The following is a 25,377-nucleotide window of genomic DNA, read 5'->3' on the forward strand; positions in this document are numbered from 1 at the left end:
TTTTGCATTTGAATTATTCACCCGCTTTGATTTCGATAGCTCCCAAATCGGGTTGCCCGGTAATGGGATTACCTAGGATATCCTGCTTCACTGATAGTCCCACCCGCAAACCGATGGTATCATTTGGTATCGGCAGAATGGAAATACCCTTGTCACGTATCAATTCCTTATGGAGCGGAAGGTAATCCGCCAGTGCAAGTCCCCCTTTGTTTTTATAGCCTGGATCACCATAAACCGGCGCCATATCCCTGATGGAAAAATCAGCCGGCCAGTTATCAGGACGCAGGAAAAGATTGTTCCTGAAAACCACGTTCGGCACACCATCCGCATCGATCTCCATTTTTTTCTGGTCGCCGGAGACAGTTTTGGCAGCGGCTTCGAAATAAAAAATATTATTGGCAATCAGCACCCCATCGGAGCTGCTGCTCACCGCCATTTTGGGAATGATGCTGGCGGAAACATAAATGCTGTTATTGTAAAAATAACTGTTATAGGGACCGGCATTTTTCTTTTCATTACCCTGGTAACCGCTGAGCCAGAAAACCTTTCCTTCCTGGAAAGCGCCATTGGCACCCTTTACCCTGTATCCATCGTTGATGCTTATATTATACCGGTAAGCGCAGTTATAATTATTCCCCAGGATTTCGCAGAAGCCACCGGCATTATTGGCGCTGAGGTTATACTGGATGATCACATCGCTGCAATTAAAGTCTATATGCACGCCTGCGGAATCACCCGGGCCATTCGCATTTTCAAACCGGTTGTATTCGATCAGGATATTGGCACAACTCCAGGTCCACAGCCCGCTGCCCCTGCCCCAGTTCCTGCTATCTGCTTTTGAACCGGAATGGTCAATGGTATTATGATGGATATGCGCATTGCTTACCCCGGACATCTGCATGCCCGGACCACCGGTCTGATAGATCTTACAGCGAGCGACCTCCACATCCTTTATTCCATGGGCGTTAGCCGTAAACTTCAGGCCGGTGTGGCTCACGTTGTATATCTCCGCTCCCAGCACCCGGATATCAGAAAGGCTGCCGGCTTTTGTATTATTGATGAAGCGAATGCCCCAGCCATAACTCTGGGTACCATTGGCCGATTTTGTTTCGGCAGCCGAACGGGTAAAACCCGGAGCATTATAATACACATCGTGAATGACCAGCTCCGAGAGTTGTATGTGCTGATAGGTTTCGTCCTTTGTCACTTCCACCAGGATGCCGCAACGCATGTTTACATTCCCTGGAACATTGTCATTCTGATAAGGAATCAGGCCGGTAAAATCGATGCCACTCACATGTATGAAGGAGGAATTCCGAATCAGCAAGGCATGCAAGTCGCTGCCCGCATCTATAACCGGTTTTTCTTTTTTTCCCCGGCCCGGATAACTGCACACCACAATGGGTTGATGTAAACTTCCCTTCAGATCCACCAGCGCCAGCATGCCGGAAAATTTTTGTCCCGCTGCCAGCAACACCGAATCACCCGCTTTTAACTGAACAGTCTTCAGGGCTGAAAAGGTCTTCCAGGGATTTGCCATACTGGTACCCTCATTGGAATCCTTTCCAATAGCCGGGTTGATATAATAGTTGGTGGCTTTCGTTGTATAACCCAGGCCAAGGCAAAGCAACAAGAAAAATAAAATCCTGATTTTCATTCAATGCGGTTAATCACCTAAAACTAACCGTAACGGCGCTAACAAGGCGAAACCACACTTTCATAAAAGGGGGGTAATTTATTCAAAACAGCAGCAGCGGGGAAACTACCAATTATCCGTCCTGAAAGAGGATGCCGGTAATCCTGCAGTATTGAAAAGGCTTGCTTCCGCCCAGTTATGAAAGGCGTACCGCACGCTGACCGGATTCGGAATACTATCGTTCCATACCCTTACCATGCCGGACTTATCATTGACAATAACAGCCTGGGCGGGATGAAAAACCTTATCCTCACCGGCGATCTCAAAACCGGTCAGGGGCTTACCGAAACTATTTAACCCCATCCCGGCAAAATCAAATGACAATAGTAATTTACCGTTGTCTGCTGTTTGCATACTCTTGTAAACAGGACCGCTATACACAACCTCCTTCAAACCATAATCCCGGGCGAGGGCCCAATAAGCCAGCCTGTTTCCCACCACTTCTTTTTGGGCAGGATGGATCACCTTACGCTCCCCAACATCCAGGGTTACTACCATTCCGGTATTGTTCACCGTTAGCATGGTATTCAATTGTGCTTCCCGCAAAAATGCGGCATTCAGGGTTCCGGGTTCAAAAGGAGCGATCTGTACAAAATAAAACGGGAACTCTCCCTGTTGCCATTGTTTTCTCCAGGAGTGGATCATGGAAGAAAACAAGGCATGGTATTCATGTGCGTTTTCGCGGTTCCCTTCCCCCTGGTACCAAAGTACTCCCTTAATGGTGTAACCGATATAAGGGTGCAACATTGTATTGTACAACATGGCAGGAGTCTTGTTGGGATTGTTCACCGGCAATTGATCCGGGATGATTTTGTTGTGGAAGGCTGACAACGATTCTTTATCCATCCAGCTTTCCACCACTGAAGCGCCCCAGGCCGACTGAATGATTCCCACTGGTACGCCCAATACCTGTTGTAGTTTTTTTGCAAAAAAATAGGCCACTGCGCTAAAATTTCCGGCAGTAAGAGGGCTTGCAGCCTTCCACTCTGTTTTGACGTCATAGAGGGGAGTCAGGCTCACAGAACGGGGCGTATGCAGGAATCGGATCTGGTCATTAGCAGCATGCAGTATGCTTTCATTGCTGCCTATGACCGGCTGGTTTAAATTGCCTTTTAGCGGCATCTCCATATTGGATTGGCCTGAGCAGAACCATACCTCACCGATCAGCACATTCTTTAACACCAGCTGTTTGCTTCCCTTTATAACCACCGTATAAGGGCCACCTGCTTTGGGTGTCTGTAACTTTAGTTTCCAGCGTCCGCTATCATCAGCAGTTACCATTGATTTTTCCCCCCAGCTGCCTGAGACCTGTATTTTGGTGCGGGGATGATCAGTACCCCAGACAGATACCTTCTGCAACTGTTGCAGTACCATATTATCCCCAAAAAAAGCCGGCAGACGGGTTTGCGAATAGGAGTAGTTAAATAATAAGAGAAGGGTCAGGGAAAAGAAAAAAAACTTTTGCATACAATGGAATAATTACAATTTCTGGTAAACCCTGACATAATCAATCATATAGGTAGAAGGCAGAACGGTATTCGCCAGGCTGCCGCCATTTATGCCACCCATGGCCAGATTCAACAACAGGTAATGGGGCTGGCGAAATGGGTTCTTCCCATCGCTTTTATTAAAAGTCTGGCTAAGATCAATTGAATTAAGCAGTTGCCCATCTACAAGAATGTGCATGAAACTTTCATCCCATTCCAGGGTCCACACATGAAACTGATTCGCCCATAATGCACCTCCCAGTGATGCCACTGACTTAGAAGCACCGTCCCATATGGCTTTCCAGGGGGTTGCACTTCCGTAGGCATAATTTGCCAGTATTTTATCATCGTAATATTCCATTACATCCACTTCGCCATTGGAAGGCCATTCGCCGGAAGTACCGAGTGTCCAGATAGCGGGCCACAAACCGGTTTGGGCATCAATTTTAGCGCGCACTTCCAGCTTTCCATATTGAAAGGCATGCTGTTTTTGCATGACCACACTGGCGGAAGTATAATCGATATACTCTCTTTTTGTTTTCCAGTTGGTGCTTCCGGAAACATAGGTTGGATTTGGTTTTCTTTCCTTTTTGCCGGTTATTACCAGAAAGCCGCTTTCACAGATCGCATTTTCACTTTGATACCATTGCGCTTCTTCATTTCTTACAAATCCCGATTCGAATTTCCATTTTGAGGGATCAGGGGCACCATCTGTATTAAACTCATCGGACCATACCAGTTTATAATTAGCCTGGCCTGGTTGCGCAGAAATTTCAGCTGATTTATTACAGGCAACCAAACCCACATGTAACATCAGAAAAAAGACAGCTCGCATAAAATGGACATTTATCATTCTCATAAATATAGGATGGCAAGAACCCGGGCGCGGATACTGCCTGTTCAGGAAAGAGGGATAAATGTGTCAAATATTTAAACAACATTATCCGCATATAACGCTTCGGCATTTCATTTCATAGAAGATATTGTGCAGATAAGACAAATCAACCCCATTAATGATTTGATAGTCCCCATCATAATAATAGCAAAAAAATAGTTTTGAAAAGGACAATAAATCAAAACTTACTTGCCATGTACAACTCTACAACTGCAAAATGGGTGCATTTTTTACAACTGGTCTTGTGCTGTGCGCTGGGAACTTCTGCCTATGCGCAGGAGGACACTGAAAATCCCTGTGATACCACCGGCCGGTATTTATACTGGACGGGGGAACAGAACAATGATTTCTTCAATGAAAAAAACTGGCGGATCACCGTGGAAAAACCATCGGGTCCCAACATTAATGGTGAACCGGTAAAACCAACCTGTCTGCCAGGCTCCAATTCCTACCTGTATGTTATTTGTCCCAATCAACCGGACCTGGAGAAAGACCGCCATCCAAAGGCTGGCACCCTTGAACCTGGTGCACCGATCCGTTATAATTTATGGGTCGAATCAGCCAGCCTAACCGCCAATGGCGCCATCCGGTTTGACTGTGCGCAAAAAGGTATTACCCTGATCCATTCGCAACTGAATGTAACCCAGGGTACAGTCACGCAGGGAGTGGTGACTATGTACGATGAAAGCACTGTACACTTGCGGCAAGGGGATCTCACCAGCCAGGTTTCACTGAATTTCCTGGATGCTGCTTCATGGGTGTACCTGCACCAGGACAACCCGGATGAATTGGCATCGAAGCTGGGCAATATCCTCATCAATCATGTAAGCGGGGTATTGGACAATAATTTCCGCGTCAATCAATACTATCAAAAAGGAGCGGTCATCAGGCCCATCTCCCCTTCGTTTTCAGCCATGAAGATATTTAGTGCCGCGGCACAACAGGGATCCTTAGCCGAACTGCGGGAAGATATTATCTATACCGGTGCTTCCATACCCGAAGGCATGGACAATGCCACCAGTTCCTTTATTTTGAAAAGGGGGTACATGGCCACTTTTGCCATCAACAACAATGGTACCGGCAAGAGCAAAGTATATATAGCATCCGAGGCAGACCTTGAAGTGGATGCAATGGATCCGGCCCTGCAGGGCAATATCAGTTTTATCAGGGTGGTACCCTGGAACTGGGTAACCAAAAAAGGAACCGGTGGGTTTTACAATCAACTGGATGCCGGTTGGTTTTACAACTGGAACTTCACCAATAACCCACAACCCAATTACGAATATGTACCCATGGCCTGGGGGGCCAGCGGGGCTTTGCCATCTGCGCTTAATCAAATGATGCAGAAGAAAAAGACCACCCATGTGCTGGGCTTCAATGAATCGGATAACTGTGAGGATCAGTCGGGCAAGTTCAATAATTTATGCCAGCCTGCAGTGGCAGTGGCCTATTATGAGAACCTGATGTCACTGGGCCTTCGCCTCGGCACACCCGCACCCCGTGAAAACGGTCCAACCGGATGGCTGCAGGAATTCTCCCGGCTGGCGAAAGAAAAAGATGTGCGCTTTGACTTTGTAGCCGTGCATTGGTACGACTGGGGCAGCAACCCGGCCAACAGCCCAAATGCTGATCCGCAGCAGATCTTCAACCGTTTCAAAGCCTACCTGGAAAACGTTCACCGCATTTATAAACTGCCCATCTGGATCACCGAATTCAATGCGAACCCCAACCGGGGCAACGCCATCCAGGCGGCATTCCTGCAGTTGGCATTGCCCTATCTCGAAAGCCTGGACTATGTGGAGCGTTATGCCTATTTCCAGCCCAATCCGCAGTATGCGCAGAACCGGGTGGAAACGGCCAATTATTTAGATGCAAACGGCGCTCTGACCAATATCGGCGAATTGTATAAAAATCATGTGTCCACTGCTTCGATTCCGGAAGCGACCCTGGAATGTGCCAATAACCTGGGGGGATTGGACCAGCCATTTGTCTCCAGGCCAACCAATACCCTGGTATATGAAGCAGAGTGTGGGAAATATATCGGCAACCAGTGGGACATACTGGAGCAGGCAGCCGCTTCCAACGGATTGTACATACAGGGAAATACCAACCTTTCCGGCGCCACGGCACTCGCCAGGCAGGTACATTTTGAATTTGAATTAGCCGGGGCGGGAACCTACCGGGCATGGATACGCGCAGCTTCAGTGGGTACCGGCAGCATCCGGATCAGGATAGACGGAAGGGAGATGGAACAGATCACACCATTCGCCAGCAGCAGTTTTGTATGGTTCCAGGTGCCCAGGTTTTATGACCTGGGGGATGGAAAACACCGGTTGACGATCGAATTCCCGAATGCCAATATCCTGCTCGACCAGGTGGCCATCACCAGTGGCCCGGAAAACCTGGACCAGTTTGTAAAAGAGTCCGGGTATTGTATTCCCTCTACGCTCAAATGGGGATTGGAAGCCACCGACTACATAGGATTCCAGGAGGCCGAATCAGCCACCAGGGGAATCTCCTGGACAACGGAAACCAGCCTGAATGCCATTGGCGGCGCTTACGCTGCCAGCGAGGAAAATGCGGTATCTGCGGAAATACCAGAAGGGGGCGACAAGGTGCTGACCTTTAATATCAATGTGGACAAATCCGATGAATACGAGATCTGGGCGAAGATCCAGGCCTTCCATCCATCGGCCACCAGTTTGTGGATATCGGTGGATGATGAGCCCTTCCAAAAGTGGAATAACCTCGGCAACAACATATACGAATGGTATTGGAAAAAATTCCATTACAGTTATGGTGCGGAAGACAGGAGTTTTACCCATTTCCTGGCGGTGGGGCAACACCAGGTGAAAATTGCCATAGCAAGCGGACATATAAATGTGGATCGCCTGGCAGTGGCCAGCAAAGGCAAGCTGCCGGAAACGGTGGATCCCAATGTGCTGCTGATCACCAAGAACCTGGAATTCGAAGCGGAGCATGCCACCATACTGGGTGCAGCCACGATCGTGAACTGTGCCACTTCATCCAATGGCAAACAGGTGAATATGTTCAATCTGAACACGAATGGAGTTCGGTTCAGCGAGATCGTAGCGGAAGAAGCAGGCCCTTATAAACTGAAGGTTTCCTATATGAGTGCGGCGCTGAGGAGTTTCAGGGTGATCGTCAATGGTACGATACTCGGCAGGCAGAATCCGCCGGTATCCGGGGCCTGGTGTTTTAATGCGGGCAGGCCGGCCATATATGAAGTGGATGTGGTGTTGAAGCGCGGCATCAATACCATTGATATCACACCCTTCAGTGGTGATGCGCCCTTCATTGACAAGATCAAACTGGAAAAGGCGACCCTCAATGGGTTGTCGCTGGAAGCTGAAACAGCAGAGTTCCTTGGCACCAACAGCCTGGTAAACTGTGCCACCGCTTCCAATGGTGCCCTGGTGAATATGGGTTCCAATGCGGGTAATGGTCTCCGTTATAACAACCTCCTGGCTCCTGAGGGTAAAGGTTACCTGGTGGATGTGCATTATATCTCCAAGGTGGACAGGAACATGAGCTTTTCCGTCAATGGCCAGGAACTTCCTGTGCAAACCTTCGCGGCTACCGGCAACTGGTGTTATGAAGGTGGAACGACCAGGGTCAAAACCGTTGAAGTGAATTTCCTGCAGGGCAATAATGTGATAGAATTCAGGCCTGTGGGTACGGATGTGCCCTTTATCGATAAGATCGTGCTGAGGGAAGCCGAGCCGATGGCGAGTGCCATGGTCACCCCGCAGGAGGAAACAGCGGTGGCTATGAACAGCCAGTTGGCCGACAATGGATTGCAGGGATTTGAAATATATCCGAACCCGGTAATGTCCGGCGCTCCGGTAACACTGTCATTACCTGCCATAAAGTATGGCCGCAGTCAGGTGTTTATTCAGATTACGGACGCTACTGGCCGGGTGGTATATGCACAAAACCTCGGCCAGGGCAGCAGTCGCCAGGTAACCCTGGATAAAAGGCTGGGTAAAGGCTTGTTCTTCGTCACCCTGATGCAGGGCTCCAGCCGCAGCAGCAAGAAACTGATCGTTCAGTAAAGCGACGGTAAGTTGGGTTAGAGGTAAAACCCCGGGTTTCCCCGGGGTTTTATGTTTTTGTCAAAGCCCGTTTGAATCATGAGTTATTGAATCCGGTTCATCCTTTCATGGATGATTGCTTTATACTTTTCTTTAAAGTCTTCGGTCATAAAACTGAGGTCTATCTGCTCTATCCATTTGGGCATTGCGTTTGCCATCTTTTTAAAAATGTTTTGCTGTTGCTTTTCTTCCACCTTCAGGGTGTTCAAGGCAGCAATAAAATCCAGTTTTTTTATCTTCCTTTTTCTTCCGTTCAGGTTCAACGCCAGTTCTTCTTCATCGGCAGGATTTACCAGGGCTGTATTAACCAAATCATAGGCTGGCGACAGTGTCATTCCAAGAGTTGGTTGCTCCAACAAGGAGAAATTCTTCAAATGCATATCGGCATTGCCGGTCAGGAAAGAGAAGAGTACCATCTCAAAAAAGTTCACCACATCCAGACCCGGAGTAGCGGAATATTTCTGAATGGCTTTACCAATCTGTTCGTAGCTGCCTTGGTACTTGTCTTCGGTAAGCCGTTCAGTCAGTTGGCACATGTCTTCCATGGAAAGCTTTCCCTTTTTCGTTCGGTCAATCCGTTTGGTTATATAGGCCAGATTACCGGACTTCAGGCGTATCAAACTATGTGGCGCTGTTTTTATTTTAGCCAATTGCGCCAGATGCATGGTAAGATCTTCCACCTCCGGCAACTGCGGATATAAGTCTGTAGGCGGTTTTAAAATATAGCCACCCCATAAGCCCACAATAGTGAATCTTCTTTCTTTACCTTCTTTATTACTACCTGTTATGTGCAATGATAGTTTGGCCTGCACACCAGTAACAGCAGTCTGGCTTTGTATCACTTTATTGGCGAGTGGCTCCAGGTCTTCTTCTGAGTAAGGCAACACAGGAGGGGTTGGCTGACCAAATATTTTCTTTGAGCAGGATGCATGAAAATCCTGCTCATTATTGATCAATGGCTGATAACAAAATAAACAGTTACTCATGGCTTTTCCTCCTCTTTTATTTCTTCTACACTCACTGCGCCTATACAATCTTTACAACAGGCCAGCAATAAGCCGAACCGGTCTCTGGGATTCAGTTTCCAGTTTTTTTCGGCTATATCCAGCAACCACCCTTCGGGTATCAGGCCATCAAAAAACGGAAACAATACATTTGATATAAAGGGAGTTTCCCGTACCGGCAGGGTGAGACTAACCGGACGGGCATTGGGCAGGGCTGCATACGCTTTGTCGTAAACAAAATGGTAACCCTGCTCATCCTGTGTAAGCCATCCGGCTAATTGGTCTTCTATTTTAATGGCAGCTTTGCGCACTATATTGAATCAGGAGTTTTAAAATCGGGGACCAGTGAATCTGGAATCAGGAATCCGGGCTGCGTTTCCCTGGTATGGCCCCTACTTCGTAGCCGAAGAGTTGCAACACCTGGTTCACTTTGTCTAACCGCAAACTTTGCTTGCCCTGCTCCAGTTCCCGAATGAATCGCAAACCCACTCCTGCCTTTTCGGCCAGTTCCGGCTGGGTGAGTTTCACCGTTTTGCGTTTCTCTTTTACAAAGTCTGCAAGGCTCATTTTATACCCTTTTAGGTGTGAAATTAATTTAAACTTTCAATTTTACACCCTTTCGGGTGTATTTTTTCTTCCAGCCATTTAGAATATACCCTTTCGGGTACATTGTTACCGAAAATAAATTATTATAACCCCGTTCGGGTACGTTTCAGATTACAGATTATTACAAATGCCTGGCCACCATTACTGGAATATTTCCTGGTATTTGTTTTCAATTGCTGCCACCTCCTCCTCTGTCAATTCCTTAAATTCCCTGGCTTTTGCCCTGTTTGATAACATTCCTTTTCCCTGCTCCAGGAAACGTACAAGTAGCGCCACCATGTTGTCTGGCATTTCGAAAAGATTATCCAGGTAATCTTTCATCAGATCATATTTTTCCAGATAAGCTACTTCTTCGGGAATGGTTTTTTCGATCGTTTGTTGAACACAACCATACAAAAACTCAACTTGTTTCGTGGCATCGAAATACCGGTATAAATCAATTGTATCATTCAGCACTTCAACATTATTGTTTTCTGCTGCTTTCCATTCAATCAAATCAAGCCTTGGTGTTGAAAAGCTTTCCAATACCCTGCGGTATTCCTCGAGTCGCTCAAGGATAATAGCAGAAACAGGAAAAATTATTCCTTTGGAAACATACTCCTTCCTTAATAATACATGATGAATCAGGTAGCGGTGAATTCTGCCGTTGCCGTCCACAAAAGGATGGATGAAAACAAAGCCGAATGCAATCATAGCTGCAGCCAATACCGCATCAAAGGATTTATCGTTTTCCATTTTTTGATTGGTAGCGATCAGTCCATCCATAAGGGATGTCAGATCTTTCCATCTGGCAGCAATATGATCCGGGATGGGTGTTCCATTGCGCCTGTCATGCTCCCCGACAAAGCCTTCCTGCTCACGAAATCCCATTTTAGTAAACCTTGGATTATCTATCACCATTTGTTGCAGTCTTATCAACTCCTCCCTGGAAATTTGCTTTTGGCCAGCCTGACCAATTGCCCTCCCCCAGCGTTGTGCCCTGTTTTGGGGTGGTCTTTCACCCTCGATAGCGTAGGATGCTTTAGAATCCTTTAATAATAAAAAAGCGGCTGTCCTTGCCATCACATCAGGATGGATCTTACCTATAATCTTCTTTATTTGTTGGGATAAATCGCGGTCCAGATACGCTTTCATCAAAGGTGATTTCATAACCATAGGGCAAAAATCCTTTACACCCGGAAGGTTATTCCTTATCCGATGCCTTTTGGAGATTTCAGTTGCATGGGAAGCGAATTGAATAGTTTCATCAACCAGATCCACATAATTTCCTGTAGTCAGGTCTGGCACATCCAGTTGTACCCCCATCAGCCATTCATACAAAAACCATATTCTCCGGCTGTATTGACCGGTAGGTTCTTCAGTGATCATTTGAATCATATCCTCCGGGGTCTTTTTCCCAAAGACTTTTTTCAGCAGGCCGAGGTTGATTCCTTCATACTTTAAAGCAAAAGTCAGGTGCCCCATGAATGAATCTTCGGGCATATACCTGGGCGTAAACACGCGCCATTCTTCCGTTGTATATTGTTTGTGTTTCAGGCTTATCAATGCCAGGATATCCGGTAGCGGAACTTGTAAATCAAAAGCGAGGTATAATGCGCCATAACCCACCAAATACCCTTCTTCAGGCGCAGTTCTCTCCTGAAAAACGGTTATAATTTGTGAAATTCGATTACGATCCATCTATTTACCTGAATATTAATTATCTCAAATATATGAAAAACATTTACGAATACTGAAAAACAATTACATTTTACACATACTCATGAATTTCTATTATGCAATCTAAGCCTGTAATGGTGAAAGAAGCTTAGTTAATCGCATATCCAGGCTTTGGGCAATGATTTCTTCACCCATATCCCCAGCCCAGGTAGCAATAACCATAAAACTCTGGTTATCAACTACTAATCTTTATTAAACCCAATCTATTTTGGAAGAGCCGACTACGTTACCAGCTTGGTTACCACCACTCCTGCCCTGTCCAGTTTATTATGGGCTTAAGACACTCCTCCAAAGGGGAGGATGGAAAAGACATAAAAGCCTCCGGTGTAGCCTGGTGGGCTGTGATGAAAGGATGTATCAGGAACGGGCAAAGGCCAGGAGCAAACTGTAATCGCCTTTGTCGGCAGCTTTCACGGCCCGGAGGTATGCTGCACGGGAATCCCCTTCGCAGGAGAGATTGGCAGCACCCCAGGTGAATACCGGCAGCTTGTAAATTTTCTCAATGATGATATCGGCCATCAGGCGGCTATGCCTGCCGTTGCCATTGGGAAAGCAATGAATGCTCACAATGCGGTGCTTGAACCGCACGGCAATTTCATCAGGCGGGTAGGTATTGTTTTCGTGCCAAAACCGGGTATCATCCAGCAGGTACCTAAGCTCGGTGGGTATTTGCCATTTGTCTATGCCAATGTTCTTGTTGGTTTTGCGAAACTCACCTGCCCATGCCCATACATCGCCATACATCCGTTTATGTACCGTTCGGATAAACTCTTCGGTGAAAACGGTATCCGGCTTGAAGGAACGGCCTAGTGTCCACTGCACGGCCTGTTCAATGTTTTGCTGCTCAAATTCATCTAACTCGCCACGGGTGGCGATGGTAGAAATGAGCAGCCCAACTTTCTCTTCTTCATCTATGGGAGTTTGTCCATCTATGTAACCTACATCTAATCCCATAAGATTTTAGGCATTTCGTATTTAATGGCTGCTGCCCTTTCCTTTATGGCCGTTTCAATCCGCTTTTTGGAATTGGCCTGGTCTTCGAGTTTCATGGTATTGGCGGTGCGCATCACAATTTGCGTAGCCAGTTCGGTTGCCCGTTTTTCAATAAGGGCATCGAGTGATCCGTCATTGGGTACAAAGCCATACACCAATTGCATATCCATAGCACGGGCAATTTCCCTGAGGGATTTGATGGTAATGGACCCGTCTTTTTCCCGCTTTTCTATATCAAGCACCCCCTGCCTGGAAACATTCAACTTATTGCCCAGTTGCTGCATAGACATGCCAATGGCGGTGCGGATGGCTTTTATCCATCCGATGGGTGGAATGGCCACCTGTTTGAGTGTGGCAAAGCCCAGCATTTTGCTGTTGAGCTGTTGAAGTTGAAGTGATTTCTTGCCCATAAAGTAAAGTTATAGATTGACTTTGACAGGACAAATGTAAAGCTAATACTTTACTTATATAAGTATTTAGTTAAGCTATAACTTTACTTTATAGCGATTGGAGTAAAGCTACGACTAGACAAGAGTCGTAGTTATTGGACTATAAGTAATTGATTTGCAATATAAACAGTGTTTTTTGGCTACACTTTTTTATAGTTCCTGCTTTCAGATTTTCAAAAGTCTCAACGGTGGCAGATTTGTGCAAGTCACTTTCCGATACAAAAAGTATAGTACCCTTGTGTATCAAGGCTTTCGGCCGATTGGGCAACAAATAGGCAACAAAGTTGAGTGAAACAAGGGAAAACTGGTAACAAAATAGTGCTTCTGATTAAAAGTCGTTGACTGTTTGGTACAGTCCTTTTTGATTCGACTTCGCAAATATATTGATTTGCTGAAAATCTGCTAACGCTTCACAATAATACCTGCTGTAAGGCTTTGCAAAGCCCTCCTTAATCATCAATTCATTTAAGCAAGTACCATCAGGAAGAAACACATAAGCCAGTGTACGGCCAAAAGAATCAATGCTATGAGGCTTCTCAAGTTGGATAGTAACAGACGTTCCAACTGGTGCAATTGAGTTCAGAAAATCTTTTGACTTCTTACCCAACAATAAGAGAAGCTGGCCGGGTAAGTGTGTTTCTCTTTCATCCTGTTGCAGCTTTTTAGACCTTCTTATTTCAGGTGCATCAATGCCCAGGAAACGAATTTCTTCTTCCTGTTTGTTGAAAGGGTTCACTACAAACAAGCCATCCCCATCAACCACTTTAGTGATTTTGAGGTGTGTTTTGATTATTGCTTGTCCGTATGCTTTGAATTGCACCATTTTGCACTGCGTAAACAGCTGTAAATCAATGTAATAGAATGTAAATTTGCTAAAGATATTTGAATTTTCAAACTCTTAAAAAAATAGCAAAATGGCAAGACAAACTGGTCTCGTTCGTTACTCCGGCACAATGGGCGGTGTACGACATTTCAAAATCAAAGGACTGCAAGGCGACTTTGCAGGACTTGTAGGCGGTCCCAATGGTGACCAAATCTTAACTGCTCCCGAATTTGAACGTACTCGTGAAAACATGAACGAGTTCGGAGGCTGTGCAACAGCCGGTAAATCTGTTCGGGTTGCTCTCTCTCAAATCATTAAGCAAATGAGTGACCCTCAAATGACAGGTCGCCTCACTGCGATAATGAAAAAAATCAATCTGGAAGATCAGACTGAAGCAAGGGGTTACCGTGCAATTCTGATTTCGCAGCAAAGCCAGTACCTGAACGGATTTGCGTTTGACAAAAACGTGAGCTTGGAAGGTGTGTTTGTTGCTCCGTTCACTCTGTCCCACACTCCAGGTCGTGACAGCGGTACTTTAACCGTTCCAGCTTTCAACCCTGCAAACTTGGTGAATGCTCCTGCTGGTGCTACTCATTTTCGCTTAATCCATGCTCTGGCTTGTGTATCGGATTTTGAGTACAATGACACTACTGGAGTTTACGAACCGATTGACGCAGCCAATAATGAACTTTCAGACGTTCAGTATTCCGGCTACATTGATTTGTTCTCACCAGTTGCAACGTCAACTGTTGTAACTGCTACCCTGCCGGGTTCTCCAACCCTTACGGCTGATGCAAGTGTGTTGCAGTGTATCGGAATCGAGTTCTATCAGCAAGTTGGTTCCAACTATTACCTGTTCAACTCAGGTAATGCGTTGAAGATTCAGGAGATTTTCTAAGGATTGAATTATCTGCTCCATTGAAAAAGCCTCGGTTCATCCGGGGCTTTTTTGTTGGCATAGCTGCCAATATTTTACGCTAAGAGGCGAATCATCTTGCCTTCATCCTTGCTTCATGGTCGGGATAAAGGCGAAACAGGCGGAAGCGATTAACGCCTCCGCATGAACTTGTAAAACACTGCCCTTTTTGCATCAGCTATAAGAAGCAAGTTTTGCTTGTATAGCTTTTCAAGCTGCTGCAACTTTTGAAGGTCGGAAACCATTTTTTGCTCCTTTGGTTCGTTGCCGATTGCCTGGGCTGCTGCCTCTGCAAAAATCTTTCTAAAATCATTGATGCGTAAAAATGAAATGACTGAGCCGCACAAGTGAGGGTGAAAGGCTTTAGACTGCCATAAACCGAAACAAAGCCAATAGTAACGCTTCATTTCTTCTTCGCTTTCGCATGACATTACAAAACAGTTGGCGGTTGGTTGCTCCAGAGGCTTACCACTATTTAAGCCTTTGCAGAGAATGAAAAATGAGTGCTGCGGAACTTCATTTTTGGGGCTGTACGTTTGAATTTTTGCTGACTGCATACACGTAGGGATTTAAAATTTTGCTCCGCTACGCTTCGCACACATTTTTAAAAGAAAACAGAAAAAAAACCGGAAAAAAAAAGAAAAAAGAAAGCCTCTTGACAGGGCGGCAAGGGCAAAAAACCAAAAGGAAACGGAATAAATGATAGCCTTGTGCGTTGGCCTTGTGTTTATGCCGTAGTCTTTTGGTTTTTTATCAGCGTGGGCTTGTGTGTGCCGCCCTAACTTTGCTGCCTTTTTTATTTTTTAAAAGTGGGCCTCCAAAATATTTTTTGATAAAAAGTGATTTTTCCTCAATTCCGACATATTTATAATAAACAACATTATATCTATGGTTTACAATTACAACAAACAATCAATCCTAACTCCATTGGAGAACGGACAACCTCACATTTTTGAGGAATTAAAAAGGACTATGCAAGACCAAATCAATGAAGGTCATTTAATTAAAATCACCAATCAGATTGAAGGATTTCCAATTGAGGATGAAGTATTACTCAGATCCATTCAGGAGGTAGATACTTGGTTTGAAGGATACGGCTTTTAGTGGGTCGGCAATGGGGTAAACAAGTCGCAGAAAAAATAAAGCATACAGCTTTAAAATGTGCGGTGGGTCAAAGGCAAATGCAATGACGCAACGGAGTGAAGCAAACCGGGTTGGCGGCTTGGAGTGGCATGAGCAATTTGCTTAGAAGCATTGGGGGCTTTTGTAAATTATCCAAAAACAAAAGCCATTGCAGCTTGGGTTAAGCAAATGCCATGACACGGAAAGCCAGTGCGGTTGTTTTGCGAAACGCAGAGAAGGAATTGCTTTTGCCGTGCGGTGCTGAGGTGAGTGAAATGAACGTAGACGAAATGAAGTGAAGGATAGTGTAGTGAATGAAGAGAAGCGGAATGAACGGAACGCCTGAACGAAATGGAGGCGAAGAGAATGAACTGACCGCAAGCACATGGCCATAAAACAAATCATGCTTTATTTATTCTGCACCGCTGAAAGGGTGGCGGGGTGTAGGGGTTCTTCGGGTGGGGTGCGTTGGCAAAAAGCACGGCTACACTTTTGATAAAAAGTGCTATGGTGTTGGCTACTTAACATAATGGCGACTTATGTGACAGCCACTGCGTTGGGATGCTTGCATAAGCGTGGGGTGGCTGTGCGAAGCGAACACATAAGACCGCATTATGTTTAAGTATGCTTCCGCCAATTTTTATACTGGCATAAGCGGAACGGTGGTGGTGGTTGGAGTGAAGCGTCTTTTTGTTGCTATGCTTGGGTTGGCTTGGCTCTTTGGCTGTGTAGCGAAGCGGAACAGGCAATGTGCCAAAAGCGTGGGGAGCATAGCCACAAAAAGTATGACAGTTAAAAATGGCGGCAACACCATAGATGCAGTGGAAGGGTTGGCATTGAGGGTTAGCCACTGCATTAGCCGTGCTTGTGCGTTGGCCGGGTGGGTTCATTAAATTACTCATGCCGCTTTTCATTTTCCTTTCAATGGTATTCGTGAATGCTAAAGCATTTCGTGAGGAACGAACACCGCTTTTTACTGCATTAGAGAATGCAGCAAAACCACCCTTGCATTATGCACAAGAATGAAGAGTATAACCCGACCGAAATACGAATGACCACATGAACATGAAATTATGAAACAGTCAGACTTTGATAAGCAGCTGCAGTTAGCAAGTTGCTGATTTCTTCAGGGTTTGTAATTGAAATCTTTATCAGCCAACCTCCATTATAAGGGTCAGTATTTACCAATGTAGGTTCATCTTTTAATGCAGCATTTACTTCGACAATGATACCTGAAACCGGCATAAACAAATCACTGACCGTTTTTATTGCTTCGACAGAACCAAATGCTTCATTCTGGCTAAATGACTTGCCAATATTGGGTAAATATGTATAAACAATTTCTCCCAATTCGCCTTGAGCAAAATCTGTAATACCTACCGTACCCATGTTGCCGTTGAGCAGTAACCAGGTATGTTCTTTGGAAAATTTGAGATTCTCGGGTATTATCATTGTATTTTAATTTACTGTGTATTTATACCGAACTCACCGACTACAGTGCGAATTACTGCACCATTAAAATCGTCTTGCATTGATATTTGAAAATTGCCACTTACTGATACTGAATCAAACCGTGCAATTCTGATAAAGCCGCCTGTTATTTTAAAAGGCATGAAATCAATACCGTCATTATATGAACAATTGGAAATTGTTGGATTTGGATAAAACCCAGTATCTCTCAAATTTGGGAGATAAAGCAGAAAACGTTGGTTTTGGTACCCTACGCCTGTTAGATTCGCCACTTTAGTATTAATATCCCAATTGCCTTCCACCGTTTCCATAAATACATATTCATCATATTCTACAAATCGGACATTGATATATGTGAATGGCTTTCTGGTTGCATCTTTTGTACAGGATGCAAATAGTGCGAAAGCACAACAGCATATAGCTAATGATACCCGCATGTTTCCCTAATAGGCTTTTCTAAGCATATCGGCATATTCATTTGGCAAGGGACTTTCTTCAACTGCCTTTGCTGCTTTTTCTACATCATAGGCAAAGCGAATAAACTCTACGTCAATACTGTCCTTGTCTGTTATGCTGCTGTTGTCATGAATAGTAATCATTACATAGCCACCCTGTGGGTTGCCGTCTTTGGGTTTGCCAACCGAGCCTATATTTATTGCATGACGAAAATGATTTTGACGATCTACCCCTGAATTTAATGTACGATGATATGGTTTGTGGGTATGACCAAAACACATGATGTCTGCATCTGCCTGCTCCATGATGCGGAGTAAACTTTTTTCGTCCCTGTCCTCAAACAAGTATTCATTTATTTTTCTTGGGCTGCCATGCACCAGGAGAAGGATCAACTTATCATTGTTTAATTGGTACTCTACTCTGATGTGAGAAGGCAATGTTCTCAGATACTTACGTTCCTCGGGCTTCACCAAATGATTGGTATAAGAAATGGATATTTTTCCCATATCCTTTTCGGGTTCGGTTTTGTAAGCACATCCGCATTCATCACTCATTAAACCAATGCCCTGGTCATAATTACCAGCAATAGTTGGAATACCTCTTTTACGGATTTCATTTATGACTTCGTTTGGCCAAATGTTGTAGCCTACCAAATCGCCCAAACAGTACACTGCATCGGGCTTACGGGTTTCAAGGTCGGCAAAGAATGCCTCCAATGCAGGGAGGTTGGCATGTATGTCGGAGAATAATGCAATTTTCATATACGTTCAATTTTATGCGGTTATTGATTTTGTGTAATACTTTTTACGGAGCCAAAAGGCCACATTTACCAATGCAATGAGTGCAGGCACTTCTACCAATGGTCCGATAACACCTGCGAAAGCCTGACCGCTATTGATACCAAATACCCCAATGGCTACTGCAATGGCTAATTCAAAATTGTTGCCTGCAGCAGTGAAAGCAATAGAGGCATTCGTAGAATAATCAGCCCCCATTTTCTTGCCAATAAAAAAGCTGACCAAAAACATGATAGCAAAGTAGATGACCAAAGGAATTGCAATACGCACTACATCAAGGGGAATCTGTACAATCAACTCACCTTTTAGGCTGAACATTACTACAATGGTGAACAATAATGCAATTAAGGTAATGGGTGACACGAATGGTATAAAACGGTTTTGATACCACTCCTCTCCTTTTATTTTCAACAAAACAAATCTTGTAAGAAAGCCAGCGGCAAAAGGAACACCAAGATAAATGGCTACACTTTCAGCAATCTGACCAATGGTAATATTTACAACTGAACCTGTAAAGCCAAACAATGGAGGAAGAACAGTAATAAAAACATAGGCATATACACTGAACAATAACACCTGGAATATACTGTTTAATGCTACCAAACCAGCTGCGTACTCTCTGCTACCTTCTGCCAATTCATTCCACACAATCACCATAGCAATACAGCGAGCCAGACCAATTAAAATTAAGCCCACCATATATTCAGGGTAGCCATTTAAAAAAACGATGGCCAGAATAAACATCAGTATCGGACCAATTATCCAGTTCAGTAAGAGAGACACACCCAAAATTTTTGTGTTCTTAAAAACAACTTTCAATTTTTCGTATTTCACTTTTGTGAAAGGTGGGTACATCATCAGGATCAGGCCAATAGCCAACGGAATATTTGTAGTACCGGAGGAAAAGGAGTTAATAAAATCGGCTGACGAGGGAATGAAATAACCAATAGCAACACCTGCTGCCATTGCCATGAATATCCACAGGGTAAGATACCGGTCTAAAAAACTGAGCTTTTTTCTTTCCTGTGCCGGAGTACAATTGTTTGCTGACATACTATTATTGATTGTGTTATTGCAATATTACGATACGTTAGAACAAAAAAATATTTACCCTATGGGTTCTCCCTTCGTGGCAAATAGCCCATCAAACTCTTGCTTTACCTGCAACCACACTTTTTGATCAATGCAATAGCTGATGCTTTTCCCTTCCACACAACCTTTTATAATACCGATGTTCTTCAACTCTTTCAGGTGTTGAGAGATGGTAGGTTGTGCCAAGCCCAAATCTTCTACCAAATCACTGCAAATACAATGTTCGGACCTGGTAAGTTGTTGAATAATGGCTATACGTGCAGGATGGGCCAATGCCTTTAGCATGGTAGCTATCTTGTTTTGCTTTGCTGTAAATATTTCTGACTTGGTAAGTCCCATACGTATCGCAATATTACGATGTTAATTTTTAACGGGCAAACAATTTTTCACGCCTTTATTAATAATATCAGTTTTGAGGAAGGTATTGCTTAGGATGGGCCTCCATTCATACATGCCAATATCCTTTACTAAAAAGAACTGTTGTGGGTTAGCTACCAAAATCTGTTGCAAAAAGAGATTTTCCATTTGCTGTAAGGTGTCTAATCCACAAGCATCCAATTTACCGGCATTGGCCAAATTGCCCAGGCTATCAATGATAGCAGGTTTAATACCGTGCTTCAGGTTTACGCCAACCGTTTTTCCATTGTCTATACGTTGTACAAGGTACATGTAAGGGATGCTGTCTGAAACGTAAAAGCTATTGAACTGGTAGCGACCTCCTGTTAAATAAATGGCTACATCGGTAAGGCAGGGGGAAGACTTACTGATGATTCTTGTATTTGTTCTGTCAATTATACTATCGGGATATATTTTATACATCGCTTCTCTCAATCCTAAAAAGCCAACTGCCAAACCATCGCATAAATGACCGTGAAATTTAGCAGCATCATCCAGGGTAATTGTTTGCTGATGTGTTAATCTACCTTTGGAAAAGTCGGTATCTAATACTTTAAGTTCATGGGTTTGAGCAAAAAGGTTTTGTACCAACAGTAACCCAAGTATTATTGAAATGTGCTTCATTGAATTTACTTGACACCTTTTATTTTTAATATTTTAATCAATTCCATTTCAGGAAAAAACCCTTCGTGCCTAAAATATTCTTTCCCAGACTTATCTAAAAATATTTGTGTTGGAATTACATCGAAAACAAATTGTTTGGCAGCTTCTTTGCCTGCTGCAGTCCACACATCATGAAAAATAACTTTCACCTGGTTGCCATATTTCCTTTCAATTGACCTCATCACCGGCTGCATTTCTTTGCAGGGAATACATTTAACAGAACCCAATTCAATAAAAGTTACTTTGTAATCTGAAGTATCCTGTAAAACAGCAACTGTAGCAACTGCGTTATACTTTTGTGCAAAAATGCTTTCTGGATGAATGGTAATGAGTAGAATAAAGATCAGCACAACGCCTGACATGCTGTAAGTGATTCTTTTGAAAGTGCTGTTAGTATTATTTTTCATGCTGTTGTATTAAAGGGGTTATTAATTCTATGCGTATTTCAATGTCAGGGATAATTGCCCGGCATGATAAGCAGTGTGAGAAATAATTCTGCCTATGGCTTCAGCTTTCGTTTTTGTGCCAAACTCTTTGGTGGTTATTGATTGCTGCCAATCTCCATCACTTTGCTTCTCAATGATTGCTTTCAAATTATCAAAAGCATATTGCTCGTATTCCAGTAACTCAACAATGTTTGTCCATTCACCTGTATCGTGTTGTGCTATTACCGTTTTAGCTTGCACTTTAATTTCGGTTGCACCAAATACATTCTTGGCAAATAATAATTCTACATCGCCAATGTGGCGAATAAGGAACCCTGCACTGTTTTTAGTGTTCGCCAATTTCTTTTTCAAATCTTCTTCCTTTATATCTTTCAATAAATTGGTAAACCTTGTACGGGCTTCTACCCATGTTTGCAGGTATGATTCTGTAATAGTCACGGTTAAATTATTTTGAGATAAATATTCAGATAATACAAACCTGTTATTATAAAGGTGATACCTGCCGCAATCCTCATAACTTTCTCTAATTTGGAAATAGCCTTAAAATACATACCTAATTTTTCCATACTGAATGCAATTACAAAGGCAAAGAAGATAACCGGCAAACCTGTGCCAATAGAAAATACAACAGGCAATCCTATACCAGCCGAAGCTGATAAAGTCATTGGTATTAACATGGCAAAAAACAATGCACCACTATAGGGGCAAAATGCCAATGCAAAAACAACACCCAACAAGAAAGAGCCCAGCAATCCCTTATCTTTAAATTTTTCTGAAAGCCTGTCGGTTAAATTGCCCTGGGAAAGAAAGTTGAGTTTGATAACACCCAGCATGATTAAACCAATAATGATCATTATCGGACCAATAAATTTCTCACCATTACCCTGGAATAATTTTGCCACCTGGAATTTACTGGCTCCAAAATAAATGATGGCTCCCAGTGTGGTGTAAGAAAACATTCTGCCCAATGTGTATAATAAACCACTCAATAAAACTTTCTTCCTGCTGGTGATTGTTTTAGCTATGTAAGCTGTAGCTGTTATATTGGTTGCCAGCGGGCATGGGCTAATTGCTGTAAGCAGGCCCAATGCAAATGCTGCCAATAAGGGAGCTTCCCTGTTTTGAGCCAGTTCGTTTAACCAATCCATATTAACCTTTTATAAAGTCTTCTATATACTTTTTCAGTTCTGCCTCAAACTTCATTTCATCGCCTGCTTTCATAAATGCAAAATCAGTAAGGTCTTTTTTCTTTCCTGTTTTAGGGTTGTACAAGAACAGAGCAGTGCCGGTGGCTTCAAATTGTTCTGCAAATTTTACATTTGCCTTATCATCCACATTGTAGAGTTTAAATGGGATGGATGGAAATGATTTTGCCAAAGTGGCTTTTGTGAGCGTTTCAATTTTCATGCATGTAACACAACGATGCTCTGAGTGGAACTGTATGACCTGAATGATGGCAGCAGCAGTTTGCTTTCCGGTTTGTGCATTTGTTTTTGTAATGGTCATTGTTGCGAAAACGGCCATCAGAATGAATGCTATTTGCTTCATGAAAATTGATTTATAGAATGTTGTTGAATAAGTAACCCGATATGATGATACAAACAGTAACTACTGCAAAGAATATCATCAGCATTTTTGTTGTCATTATTTTTTTAAGTAATAGCCCTTCCGGTACTGACAGGCCAACCACTGCCATGGAAAATGCAATGACCGTTCCCATCGGTATTCCCTTTTCTACCAATACCTGCATGATGGGTAAAATACCTGCTGTATTACTGTACATTGGTACGCCTATAATTACTGCAATGGGAACTGCAAATGGATTGTCCTTACTGATGTACCCCTCAAAAAATCCTGTAGGGATGTAGCCATGCATTAAACCACCAACTGCAATACCAATTAATATGTACAATGAAACACCTTGAATAATACCTCCGGCTTCTTTAAGTATTGCCGGTATTCGTTGAAAGAAATTAGGAGGTTTCTCCTCAAAATTCCTATCGACTACCTGTTTGTTTTTGAGCAATTCTTTTACCCAATCGGTGAGCAACGATTCTAATTTCATCTTACTCAATATGTATCCGGCAATCATTGATAAAACGATGCCGCTTATCACATAAATAAGGGTAATCCTCAATCCGAACATGCCAAAAAATATAGCTACTGTTACAGCATCCACCAATGGAGAAGAAATTAAAAATGCCAATGTTACGCCAAGCGGAATGCCGCCTTTAACAAAGCCTACAAATAATGGCACCGAGGAACAGGAGCAAAATGGCGTAATGGTTCCAAAGAAGGAGGCTACGAAATAATCCAGGCCGTACCATTTACGTTTGGTTAAAAAAGCACGAACCTTATCAATGGGAAAATAAGAGTTAATAATGCCCATTAAAAGGGTAACTCCTGCAAGCAGGATAAAAATCTTGATGGTATCAAATACAAAAAAATTAAGCGTATCCCCCAATTTGCTATGATTTTCAATGCCAAAAACGGAATATATTAGCCAGTCGGAGAATGATTGTAACCAGTCGAACATCTATGGGATTTTATTTTGTTTGAATAAATTTTTCAGCAGCTTCCTTTGCCGAGGTAAGAACCGGGCACCACACTTCGGGAATTTTCACTTCCCGCTTACCCTCCGCCATTGCTTCCCAGCCTTTTTTCATTTTTCGCAGATTGAGTAAAGAAGCAATAAACATGATCATCATTCCACTCATTACCATCATTATACTGAAGAGTAGCTCGGTGGCGTAGGTTGAAAATTGAGATAAGCTAATTACACCGGTTTTAATATAGATGTAAACCGCCCACAGCACAATGCTAACCAGTAGCATAGCACCCATTACGGCCATATAGGCCGGTATATTCTTCCTGGGGAAGGGGTTAATTTTCTCCATCATGATTTATTTAATTCTGCTTAATTAACAACATTTGCTTCCATCTGAATTTGGGCTGCTATCGCAGCATGAATTGGTTTCCTTTTTCGGTGCAGTGCTGCCACAGCAACCGGTAGAAGTATTGCTTCCTGTAACGGTTGTGGTATCGCCTTTTGTTGGAAAACCTTTTTGCACCCAACGGATAATACCGTGCTTCATATTCACCACTTTCAGCGGGTCGTAACCATTATTGATTAAGAAACCGGCAGCCCGCAAGCTGCGGCCACCGCCACGGCAAACGATAACCATTTCCCTGTCAAAAGGCAGTTCTTTGTATCGGATTTCAAATTCGCTGAGGGGAATGTGTACCAAATTGGGTACATCATAAGCCAGTTGTTCTACTTCGTCTTTTTCACGAACATCAACCAGTAATGCACCTCTCTTTACCCATGCCTGGGTAGTGGTGGGGCAGATTTCATTGACCAGTGTTTGTTTTGTCTCCATTGGTAGTATTTATTGTAAGTGGTTTTAAACTTTGTACATGCCGGTTATAATCAATTCCTGATTTTGCGGTAATGCTTTCTTTTTTTCTTCGGCCCATTCCATCACGGCAGCTACCTGCGGATCGGAATTGAAAGTATAAGGCGGGCTTTGTGTTTCTACTACATCTGCTTTGTGTACGTGCCCTTTATCGTCCTGTATCACATAGCTTACATAGGTTTTCATATTATACCTATTATTGAGTGAGCAATGCTTTTATCTCGTTCACATCTGCAATACGGCCTTTTACTTTAGCCACATCGTCTATCATCAGCACCGGTGTGGTGAGCACATTGTATTTCATCATTTCTTCAATGTCCTCAATCTTTACCACCTCAGCTTCCACACCTGTTTGCTTTACGGCCTCCAACACATTGTTGTAGGTGGTTTTGCATTTGGGGCAACCGGGGCCTAATACTTTTATCGTTTTCATACTTCTTTTTATTTGTGCAAAGTTATCAATTGTTCGTAGTTCGCAAAATGACGAACATCATGTGTAAATTTTTTTACTCCAGTACTTCGTTCAATAGTTTTTTAGCAATGTCCCAATTTTCCCTATTGATGCAATATTTAACGGTAGGCGGAGTGATATTTCCCTGTATCAAACCGGCATCCTTCAGCTCGTTGAGATGTTGCGATAAGGTTGATTTAGCTATGGGTAGTTCATCGGCCATATCGCCATGAAAACAACAAGCCTGTGAATTCAGCAGTTGCAGAATAGCAATCCTTACAGGATGCCCTAATGCCTTGGCAAAACGGGCTGCCTGTTCCTGTTCTTTCGTAAAATAGTTTGCTTTTGTAGCTACCGGCATTGTA

The 25,377-nt window shown here is 43.6% G+C and carries 29 protein-coding genes; 2 read left to right on the plus strand and 27 right to left on the minus strand.

The window, feature by feature from the left end; all coding sequences use genetic code 11:
- Nucleotides 1-13 precede the first annotated feature (13 nt).
- The 3 genes from BC349_RS05410 to BC349_RS05420 all read right to left on the minus strand — a co-directional run bounded on the left by BC349_RS05410 (nucleotide 14) and on the right by BC349_RS05420 (nucleotide 4,018).
- Complete coding sequence (locus tag BC349_RS05410) at nucleotides 14-1,657, minus strand: right-handed parallel beta-helix repeat-containing protein (protein ID WP_187255696.1); 1,644 nt, start codon at nucleotides 1,655-1,657, stop codon at nucleotides 14-16.
- Nucleotides 1,658-1,762: 105 nt separating this feature from the next.
- On the minus strand, nucleotides 1,763-3,163 hold the full coding sequence (locus tag BC349_RS05415) for a sialate O-acetylesterase (protein ID WP_187255697.1): 1,401 nt from the start codon (nucleotides 3,161-3,163) through the stop codon (nucleotides 1,763-1,765).
- A 12-nt stretch (nucleotides 3,164-3,175) separates the two neighbouring features.
- A complete protein-coding gene (locus tag BC349_RS05420; protein WP_187255698.1) occupies nucleotides 3,176-4,018 on the minus strand; it encodes a glycoside hydrolase family 16 protein in 843 nt (280 codons plus the stop codon).
- 254 nt (nucleotides 4,019-4,272) lie between these two features.
- Between BC349_RS05420 and BC349_RS05425 the strand changes: the two genes are divergently transcribed.
- Entirely contained in the window at nucleotides 4,273-8,154 is a 3,882-nt protein-coding gene (locus tag BC349_RS05425; RefSeq protein ID WP_187255699.1) for a glycosyl hydrolase, read from the plus strand.
- 83 nt (nucleotides 8,155-8,237) lie between these two features.
- On the opposite strand, the gene BC349_RS05430 is transcribed toward BC349_RS05425, so the two are convergent.
- The 7 genes from BC349_RS05430 to BC349_RS05460 all read right to left on the minus strand — a co-directional run bounded on the left by BC349_RS05430 (nucleotide 8,238) and on the right by BC349_RS05460 (nucleotide 13,787).
- On the minus strand, nucleotides 8,238-9,179 hold the full coding sequence (locus BC349_RS05430; protein ID WP_187255700.1) for a HipA domain-containing protein: 942 nt from the start codon (nucleotides 9,177-9,179) through the stop codon (nucleotides 8,238-8,240).
- Nucleotides 9,176-9,508, minus strand: coding sequence for a HipA N-terminal domain-containing protein (locus BC349_RS05435; protein WP_187255701.1), 333 nt, complete (start codon nucleotides 9,506-9,508; stop codon nucleotides 9,176-9,178). The genes BC349_RS05430 and BC349_RS05435 overlap by 4 nt, the downstream gene beginning before the upstream one ends.
- A gap of 46 nt (nucleotides 9,509-9,554) precedes the next feature.
- Nucleotides 9,555-9,764 (minus strand): helix-turn-helix transcriptional regulator, encoded by a 210-nt coding sequence (locus tag BC349_RS05440; RefSeq protein WP_187255702.1) that lies wholly within the window; start codon nucleotides 9,762-9,764, stop codon nucleotides 9,555-9,557.
- A gap of 180 nt (nucleotides 9,765-9,944) precedes the next feature.
- Nucleotides 9,945-11,483 (minus strand): Fic family protein, encoded by a 1,539-nt coding sequence (locus BC349_RS05445; RefSeq protein WP_187255703.1) that lies wholly within the window; start codon nucleotides 11,481-11,483, stop codon nucleotides 9,945-9,947.
- Nucleotides 11,484-11,879: 396 nt separating this feature from the next.
- Nucleotides 11,880-12,476 carry a mobile mystery protein B gene (locus BC349_RS05450; RefSeq protein ID WP_187255704.1) on the minus strand — a complete coding sequence of 199 codons (597 nt, stop codon included), beginning with the start codon at nucleotides 12,474-12,476 and terminating at the stop codon, nucleotides 11,880-11,882.
- Entirely contained in the window at nucleotides 12,467-12,925 is a 459-nt protein-coding gene (locus tag BC349_RS05455) for a mobile mystery protein A (protein WP_187255705.1), read from the minus strand. Before BC349_RS05455 ends, BC349_RS05450 begins: the two co-directional genes overlap by 10 nt.
- 367 nt (nucleotides 12,926-13,292) lie before the next feature.
- Complete coding sequence (locus BC349_RS05460) at nucleotides 13,293-13,787, minus strand: thermonuclease family protein (RefSeq protein WP_187255706.1); 495 nt, start codon at nucleotides 13,785-13,787, stop codon at nucleotides 13,293-13,295.
- Between the two features lie 91 nt (nucleotides 13,788-13,878).
- Between BC349_RS05460 and BC349_RS05465 the strand changes: the two genes are divergently transcribed.
- Nucleotides 13,879-14,685: a hypothetical protein gene (locus BC349_RS05465; RefSeq protein ID WP_187255707.1), complete on the plus strand. Its 807-nt coding sequence runs from the start codon at nucleotides 13,879-13,881 to the stop codon at nucleotides 14,683-14,685.
- 149 nt (nucleotides 14,686-14,834) lie between these two features.
- On the opposite strand, the gene BC349_RS05470 is transcribed toward BC349_RS05465, so the two are convergent.
- The 17 genes from BC349_RS05470 to BC349_RS05550 all read right to left on the minus strand — a co-directional run bounded on the left by BC349_RS05470 (nucleotide 14,835) and on the right by BC349_RS05550 (nucleotide 25,373).
- Nucleotides 14,835-15,260 (minus strand): DUF6943 family protein, encoded by a 426-nt coding sequence (locus tag BC349_RS05470; RefSeq protein WP_187255708.1) that lies wholly within the window; start codon nucleotides 15,258-15,260, stop codon nucleotides 14,835-14,837.
- 1,636 nt (nucleotides 15,261-16,896) lie between these two features.
- Nucleotides 16,897-17,277 (minus strand): glycine cleavage system protein GcvH, encoded by a 381-nt coding sequence (gene gcvH, locus BC349_RS05475; protein WP_187255709.1) that lies wholly within the window; start codon nucleotides 17,275-17,277, stop codon nucleotides 16,897-16,899.
- A gap of 11 nt (nucleotides 17,278-17,288) precedes the next feature.
- Nucleotides 17,289-17,606, minus strand: coding sequence for a hypothetical protein (locus tag BC349_RS05480; RefSeq protein WP_187255710.1), 318 nt, complete (start codon nucleotides 17,604-17,606; stop codon nucleotides 17,289-17,291).
- Nucleotides 17,607-17,738: 132 nt separating this feature from the next.
- Nucleotides 17,739-18,512, minus strand: a complete 774-nt coding sequence (locus BC349_RS05485; RefSeq protein WP_187255711.1) for a metallophosphoesterase family protein — start codon at nucleotides 18,510-18,512, stop codon at nucleotides 17,739-17,741.
- Nucleotides 18,513-18,524: 12 nt separating this feature from the next.
- Nucleotides 18,525-19,601, minus strand: coding sequence for an ACR3 family arsenite efflux transporter (arsB, locus tag BC349_RS05490; protein WP_187255712.1), 1,077 nt, complete (start codon nucleotides 19,599-19,601; stop codon nucleotides 18,525-18,527).
- 54 nt (nucleotides 19,602-19,655) lie between these two features.
- Nucleotides 19,656-19,979: an ArsR/SmtB family transcription factor gene (locus tag BC349_RS05495; RefSeq protein WP_187255713.1), complete on the minus strand. Its 324-nt coding sequence runs from the start codon at nucleotides 19,977-19,979 to the stop codon at nucleotides 19,656-19,658.
- A gap of 21 nt (nucleotides 19,980-20,000) precedes the next feature.
- Nucleotides 20,001-20,660: a formylmethanofuran dehydrogenase subunit E family protein gene (locus BC349_RS05500; RefSeq protein WP_187255714.1), complete on the minus strand. Its 660-nt coding sequence runs from the start codon at nucleotides 20,658-20,660 to the stop codon at nucleotides 20,001-20,003.
- 5 nt (nucleotides 20,661-20,665) lie between these two features.
- Complete coding sequence (locus tag BC349_RS05505) at nucleotides 20,666-21,106, minus strand: thioredoxin family protein (protein WP_222840081.1); 441 nt, start codon at nucleotides 21,104-21,106, stop codon at nucleotides 20,666-20,668.
- 27 nt (nucleotides 21,107-21,133) lie between these two features.
- Nucleotides 21,134-21,583 (minus strand): DinB family protein, encoded by a 450-nt coding sequence (locus BC349_RS05510; protein ID WP_187255715.1) that lies wholly within the window; start codon nucleotides 21,581-21,583, stop codon nucleotides 21,134-21,136.
- A gap of 2 nt (nucleotides 21,584-21,585) precedes the next feature.
- The gene (locus BC349_RS05515; RefSeq protein WP_187255716.1) at nucleotides 21,586-22,293 is read right to left on the minus strand and encodes an aromatic aminobenezylarsenical efflux permease ArsG family transporter; all 708 of its coding nucleotides are present in this window, start codon (nucleotides 22,291-22,293) and stop codon (nucleotides 21,586-21,588) included.
- Between the two features lies 1 nt (nucleotide 22,294).
- A complete protein-coding gene (locus BC349_RS05520; protein WP_187255717.1) occupies nucleotides 22,295-22,693 on the minus strand; it encodes a nitrophenyl compound nitroreductase subunit ArsF family protein in 399 nt (132 codons plus the stop codon).
- 10 nt (nucleotides 22,694-22,703) lie between these two features.
- Complete coding sequence (locus tag BC349_RS05525; RefSeq protein WP_187255718.1) at nucleotides 22,704-23,681, minus strand: permease; 978 nt, start codon at nucleotides 23,679-23,681, stop codon at nucleotides 22,704-22,706.
- Nucleotides 23,682-23,691: 10 nt separating this feature from the next.
- Nucleotides 23,692-23,997 (minus strand): hypothetical protein, encoded by a 306-nt coding sequence (locus tag BC349_RS05530; RefSeq protein WP_187255719.1) that lies wholly within the window; start codon nucleotides 23,995-23,997, stop codon nucleotides 23,692-23,694.
- A 69-nt stretch (nucleotides 23,998-24,066) separates the two neighbouring features.
- Complete coding sequence (locus BC349_RS05535) at nucleotides 24,067-24,525, minus strand: rhodanese-like domain-containing protein (RefSeq protein ID WP_187255720.1); 459 nt, start codon at nucleotides 24,523-24,525, stop codon at nucleotides 24,067-24,069.
- Between the two features lie 24 nt (nucleotides 24,526-24,549).
- Nucleotides 24,550-24,747: a hypothetical protein gene (locus tag BC349_RS05540; protein WP_187255721.1), complete on the minus strand. Its 198-nt coding sequence runs from the start codon at nucleotides 24,745-24,747 to the stop codon at nucleotides 24,550-24,552.
- Between the two features lie 10 nt (nucleotides 24,748-24,757).
- Nucleotides 24,758-24,994 (minus strand): thioredoxin family protein, encoded by a 237-nt coding sequence (locus BC349_RS05545; protein WP_187255722.1) that lies wholly within the window; start codon nucleotides 24,992-24,994, stop codon nucleotides 24,758-24,760.
- Between the two features lie 73 nt (nucleotides 24,995-25,067).
- The gene (locus BC349_RS05550; protein ID WP_187255723.1) at nucleotides 25,068-25,373 is read right to left on the minus strand and encodes an ArsR/SmtB family transcription factor; all 306 of its coding nucleotides are present in this window, start codon (nucleotides 25,371-25,373) and stop codon (nucleotides 25,068-25,070) included.
- Between the last annotated feature and the right edge of the window lie 4 nt (nucleotides 25,374-25,377).

The sequence above is a fragment of the Flavihumibacter stibioxidans genome, assembly GCF_014332695.1.
GTDB classification, from domain to species: Bacteria; Bacteroidota; Bacteroidia; order Chitinophagales; family Chitinophagaceae; genus Flavihumibacter; species Flavihumibacter stibioxidans.

Coding starts and splice junctions, on each gene's coding strand:
- BC349_RS05410 (WP_187255696.1), bottom strand. CDS start 1,657: ATGAAAATCAGGATTTTATTTTTCTTGTTGCTTTGCCTTGGCCTGGGT.
- BC349_RS05415 (WP_187255697.1), bottom strand. CDS start 3,163: ATGCAAAAGTTTTTTTTCTTTTCCCTGACCCTTCTCTTATTATTTAAC.
- BC349_RS05420 (WP_187255698.1), bottom strand. CDS start 4,018: ATGCGAGCTGTCTTTTTTCTGATGTTACATGTGGGTTTGGTTGCCTGT.
- BC349_RS05425 (WP_187255699.1), top strand. CDS start 4,273: ATGTACAACTCTACAACTGCAAAATGGGTGCATTTTTTACAACTGGTC.
- BC349_RS05430 (WP_187255700.1), bottom strand. CDS start 9,179: ATGAGTAACTGTTTATTTTGTTATCAGCCATTGATCAATAATGAGCAG.
- BC349_RS05440 (WP_187255702.1), bottom strand. CDS start 9,764: ATGAGCCTTGCAGACTTTGTAAAAGAGAAACGCAAAACGGTGAAACTC.
- BC349_RS05445 (WP_187255703.1), bottom strand. CDS start 11,483: ATGGATCGTAATCGAATTTCACAAATTATAACCGTTTTTCAGGAGAGA.
- BC349_RS05450 (WP_187255704.1), bottom strand. CDS start 12,476: ATGGGATTAGATGTAGGTTACATAGATGGACAAACTCCCATAGATGAA.
- BC349_RS05455 (WP_187255705.1), bottom strand. CDS start 12,925: ATGGGCAAGAAATCACTTCAACTTCAACAGCTCAACAGCAAAATGCTG.
- BC349_RS05460 (WP_187255706.1), bottom strand. CDS start 13,787: ATGGTGCAATTCAAAGCATACGGACAAGCAATAATCAAAACACACCTC.
- BC349_RS05465 (WP_187255707.1), top strand. CDS start 13,879: ATGGCAAGACAAACTGGTCTCGTTCGTTACTCCGGCACAATGGGCGGT.
- BC349_RS05470 (WP_187255708.1), bottom strand. CDS start 15,260: ATGCAGTCAGCAAAAATTCAAACGTACAGCCCCAAAAATGAAGTTCCG.
- gcvH (WP_187255709.1), bottom strand. CDS start 17,277: ATGATAATACCCGAGAATCTCAAATTTTCCAAAGAACATACCTGGTTA.
- BC349_RS05480 (WP_187255710.1), bottom strand. CDS start 17,606: ATGGAAACGGTGGAAGGCAATTGGGATATTAATACTAAAGTGGCGAAT.
- BC349_RS05485 (WP_187255711.1), bottom strand. CDS start 18,512: ATGAAAATTGCATTATTCTCCGACATACATGCCAACCTCCCTGCATTG.
- arsB (WP_187255712.1), bottom strand. CDS start 19,601: ATGTCAGCAAACAATTGTACTCCGGCACAGGAAAGAAAAAAGCTCAGT.
- BC349_RS05495 (WP_187255713.1), bottom strand. CDS start 19,979: ATGGGACTTACCAAGTCAGAAATATTTACAGCAAAGCAAAACAAGATA.
- BC349_RS05500 (WP_187255714.1), bottom strand. CDS start 20,660: ATGAAGCACATTTCAATAATACTTGGGTTACTGTTGGTACAAAACCTT.
- BC349_RS05505 (WP_222840081.1), bottom strand. CDS start 21,106: ATGAAAAATAATACTAACAGCACTTTCAAAAGAATCACTTACAGCATG.
- BC349_RS05515 (WP_187255716.1), bottom strand. CDS start 22,293: ATGGATTGGTTAAACGAACTGGCTCAAAACAGGGAAGCTCCCTTATTG.
- BC349_RS05520 (WP_187255717.1), bottom strand. CDS start 22,693: ATGAAGCAAATAGCATTCATTCTGATGGCCGTTTTCGCAACAATGACC.
- BC349_RS05525 (WP_187255718.1), bottom strand. CDS start 23,681: ATGTTCGACTGGTTACAATCATTCTCCGACTGGCTAATATATTCCGTT.
- BC349_RS05530 (WP_187255719.1), bottom strand. CDS start 23,997: ATGGCCGTAATGGGTGCTATGCTACTGGTTAGCATTGTGCTGTGGGCG.
- BC349_RS05535 (WP_187255720.1), bottom strand. CDS start 24,525: ATGGAGACAAAACAAACACTGGTCAATGAAATCTGCCCCACCACTACC.
- BC349_RS05540 (WP_187255721.1), bottom strand. CDS start 24,747: ATGAAAACCTATGTAAGCTATGTGATACAGGACGATAAAGGGCACGTA.
- BC349_RS05545 (WP_187255722.1), bottom strand. CDS start 24,994: ATGAAAACGATAAAAGTATTAGGCCCCGGTTGCCCCAAATGCAAAACC.
- BC349_RS05550 (WP_187255723.1), bottom strand. CDS start 25,373: ATGCCGGTAGCTACAAAAGCAAACTATTTTACGAAAGAACAGGAACAG.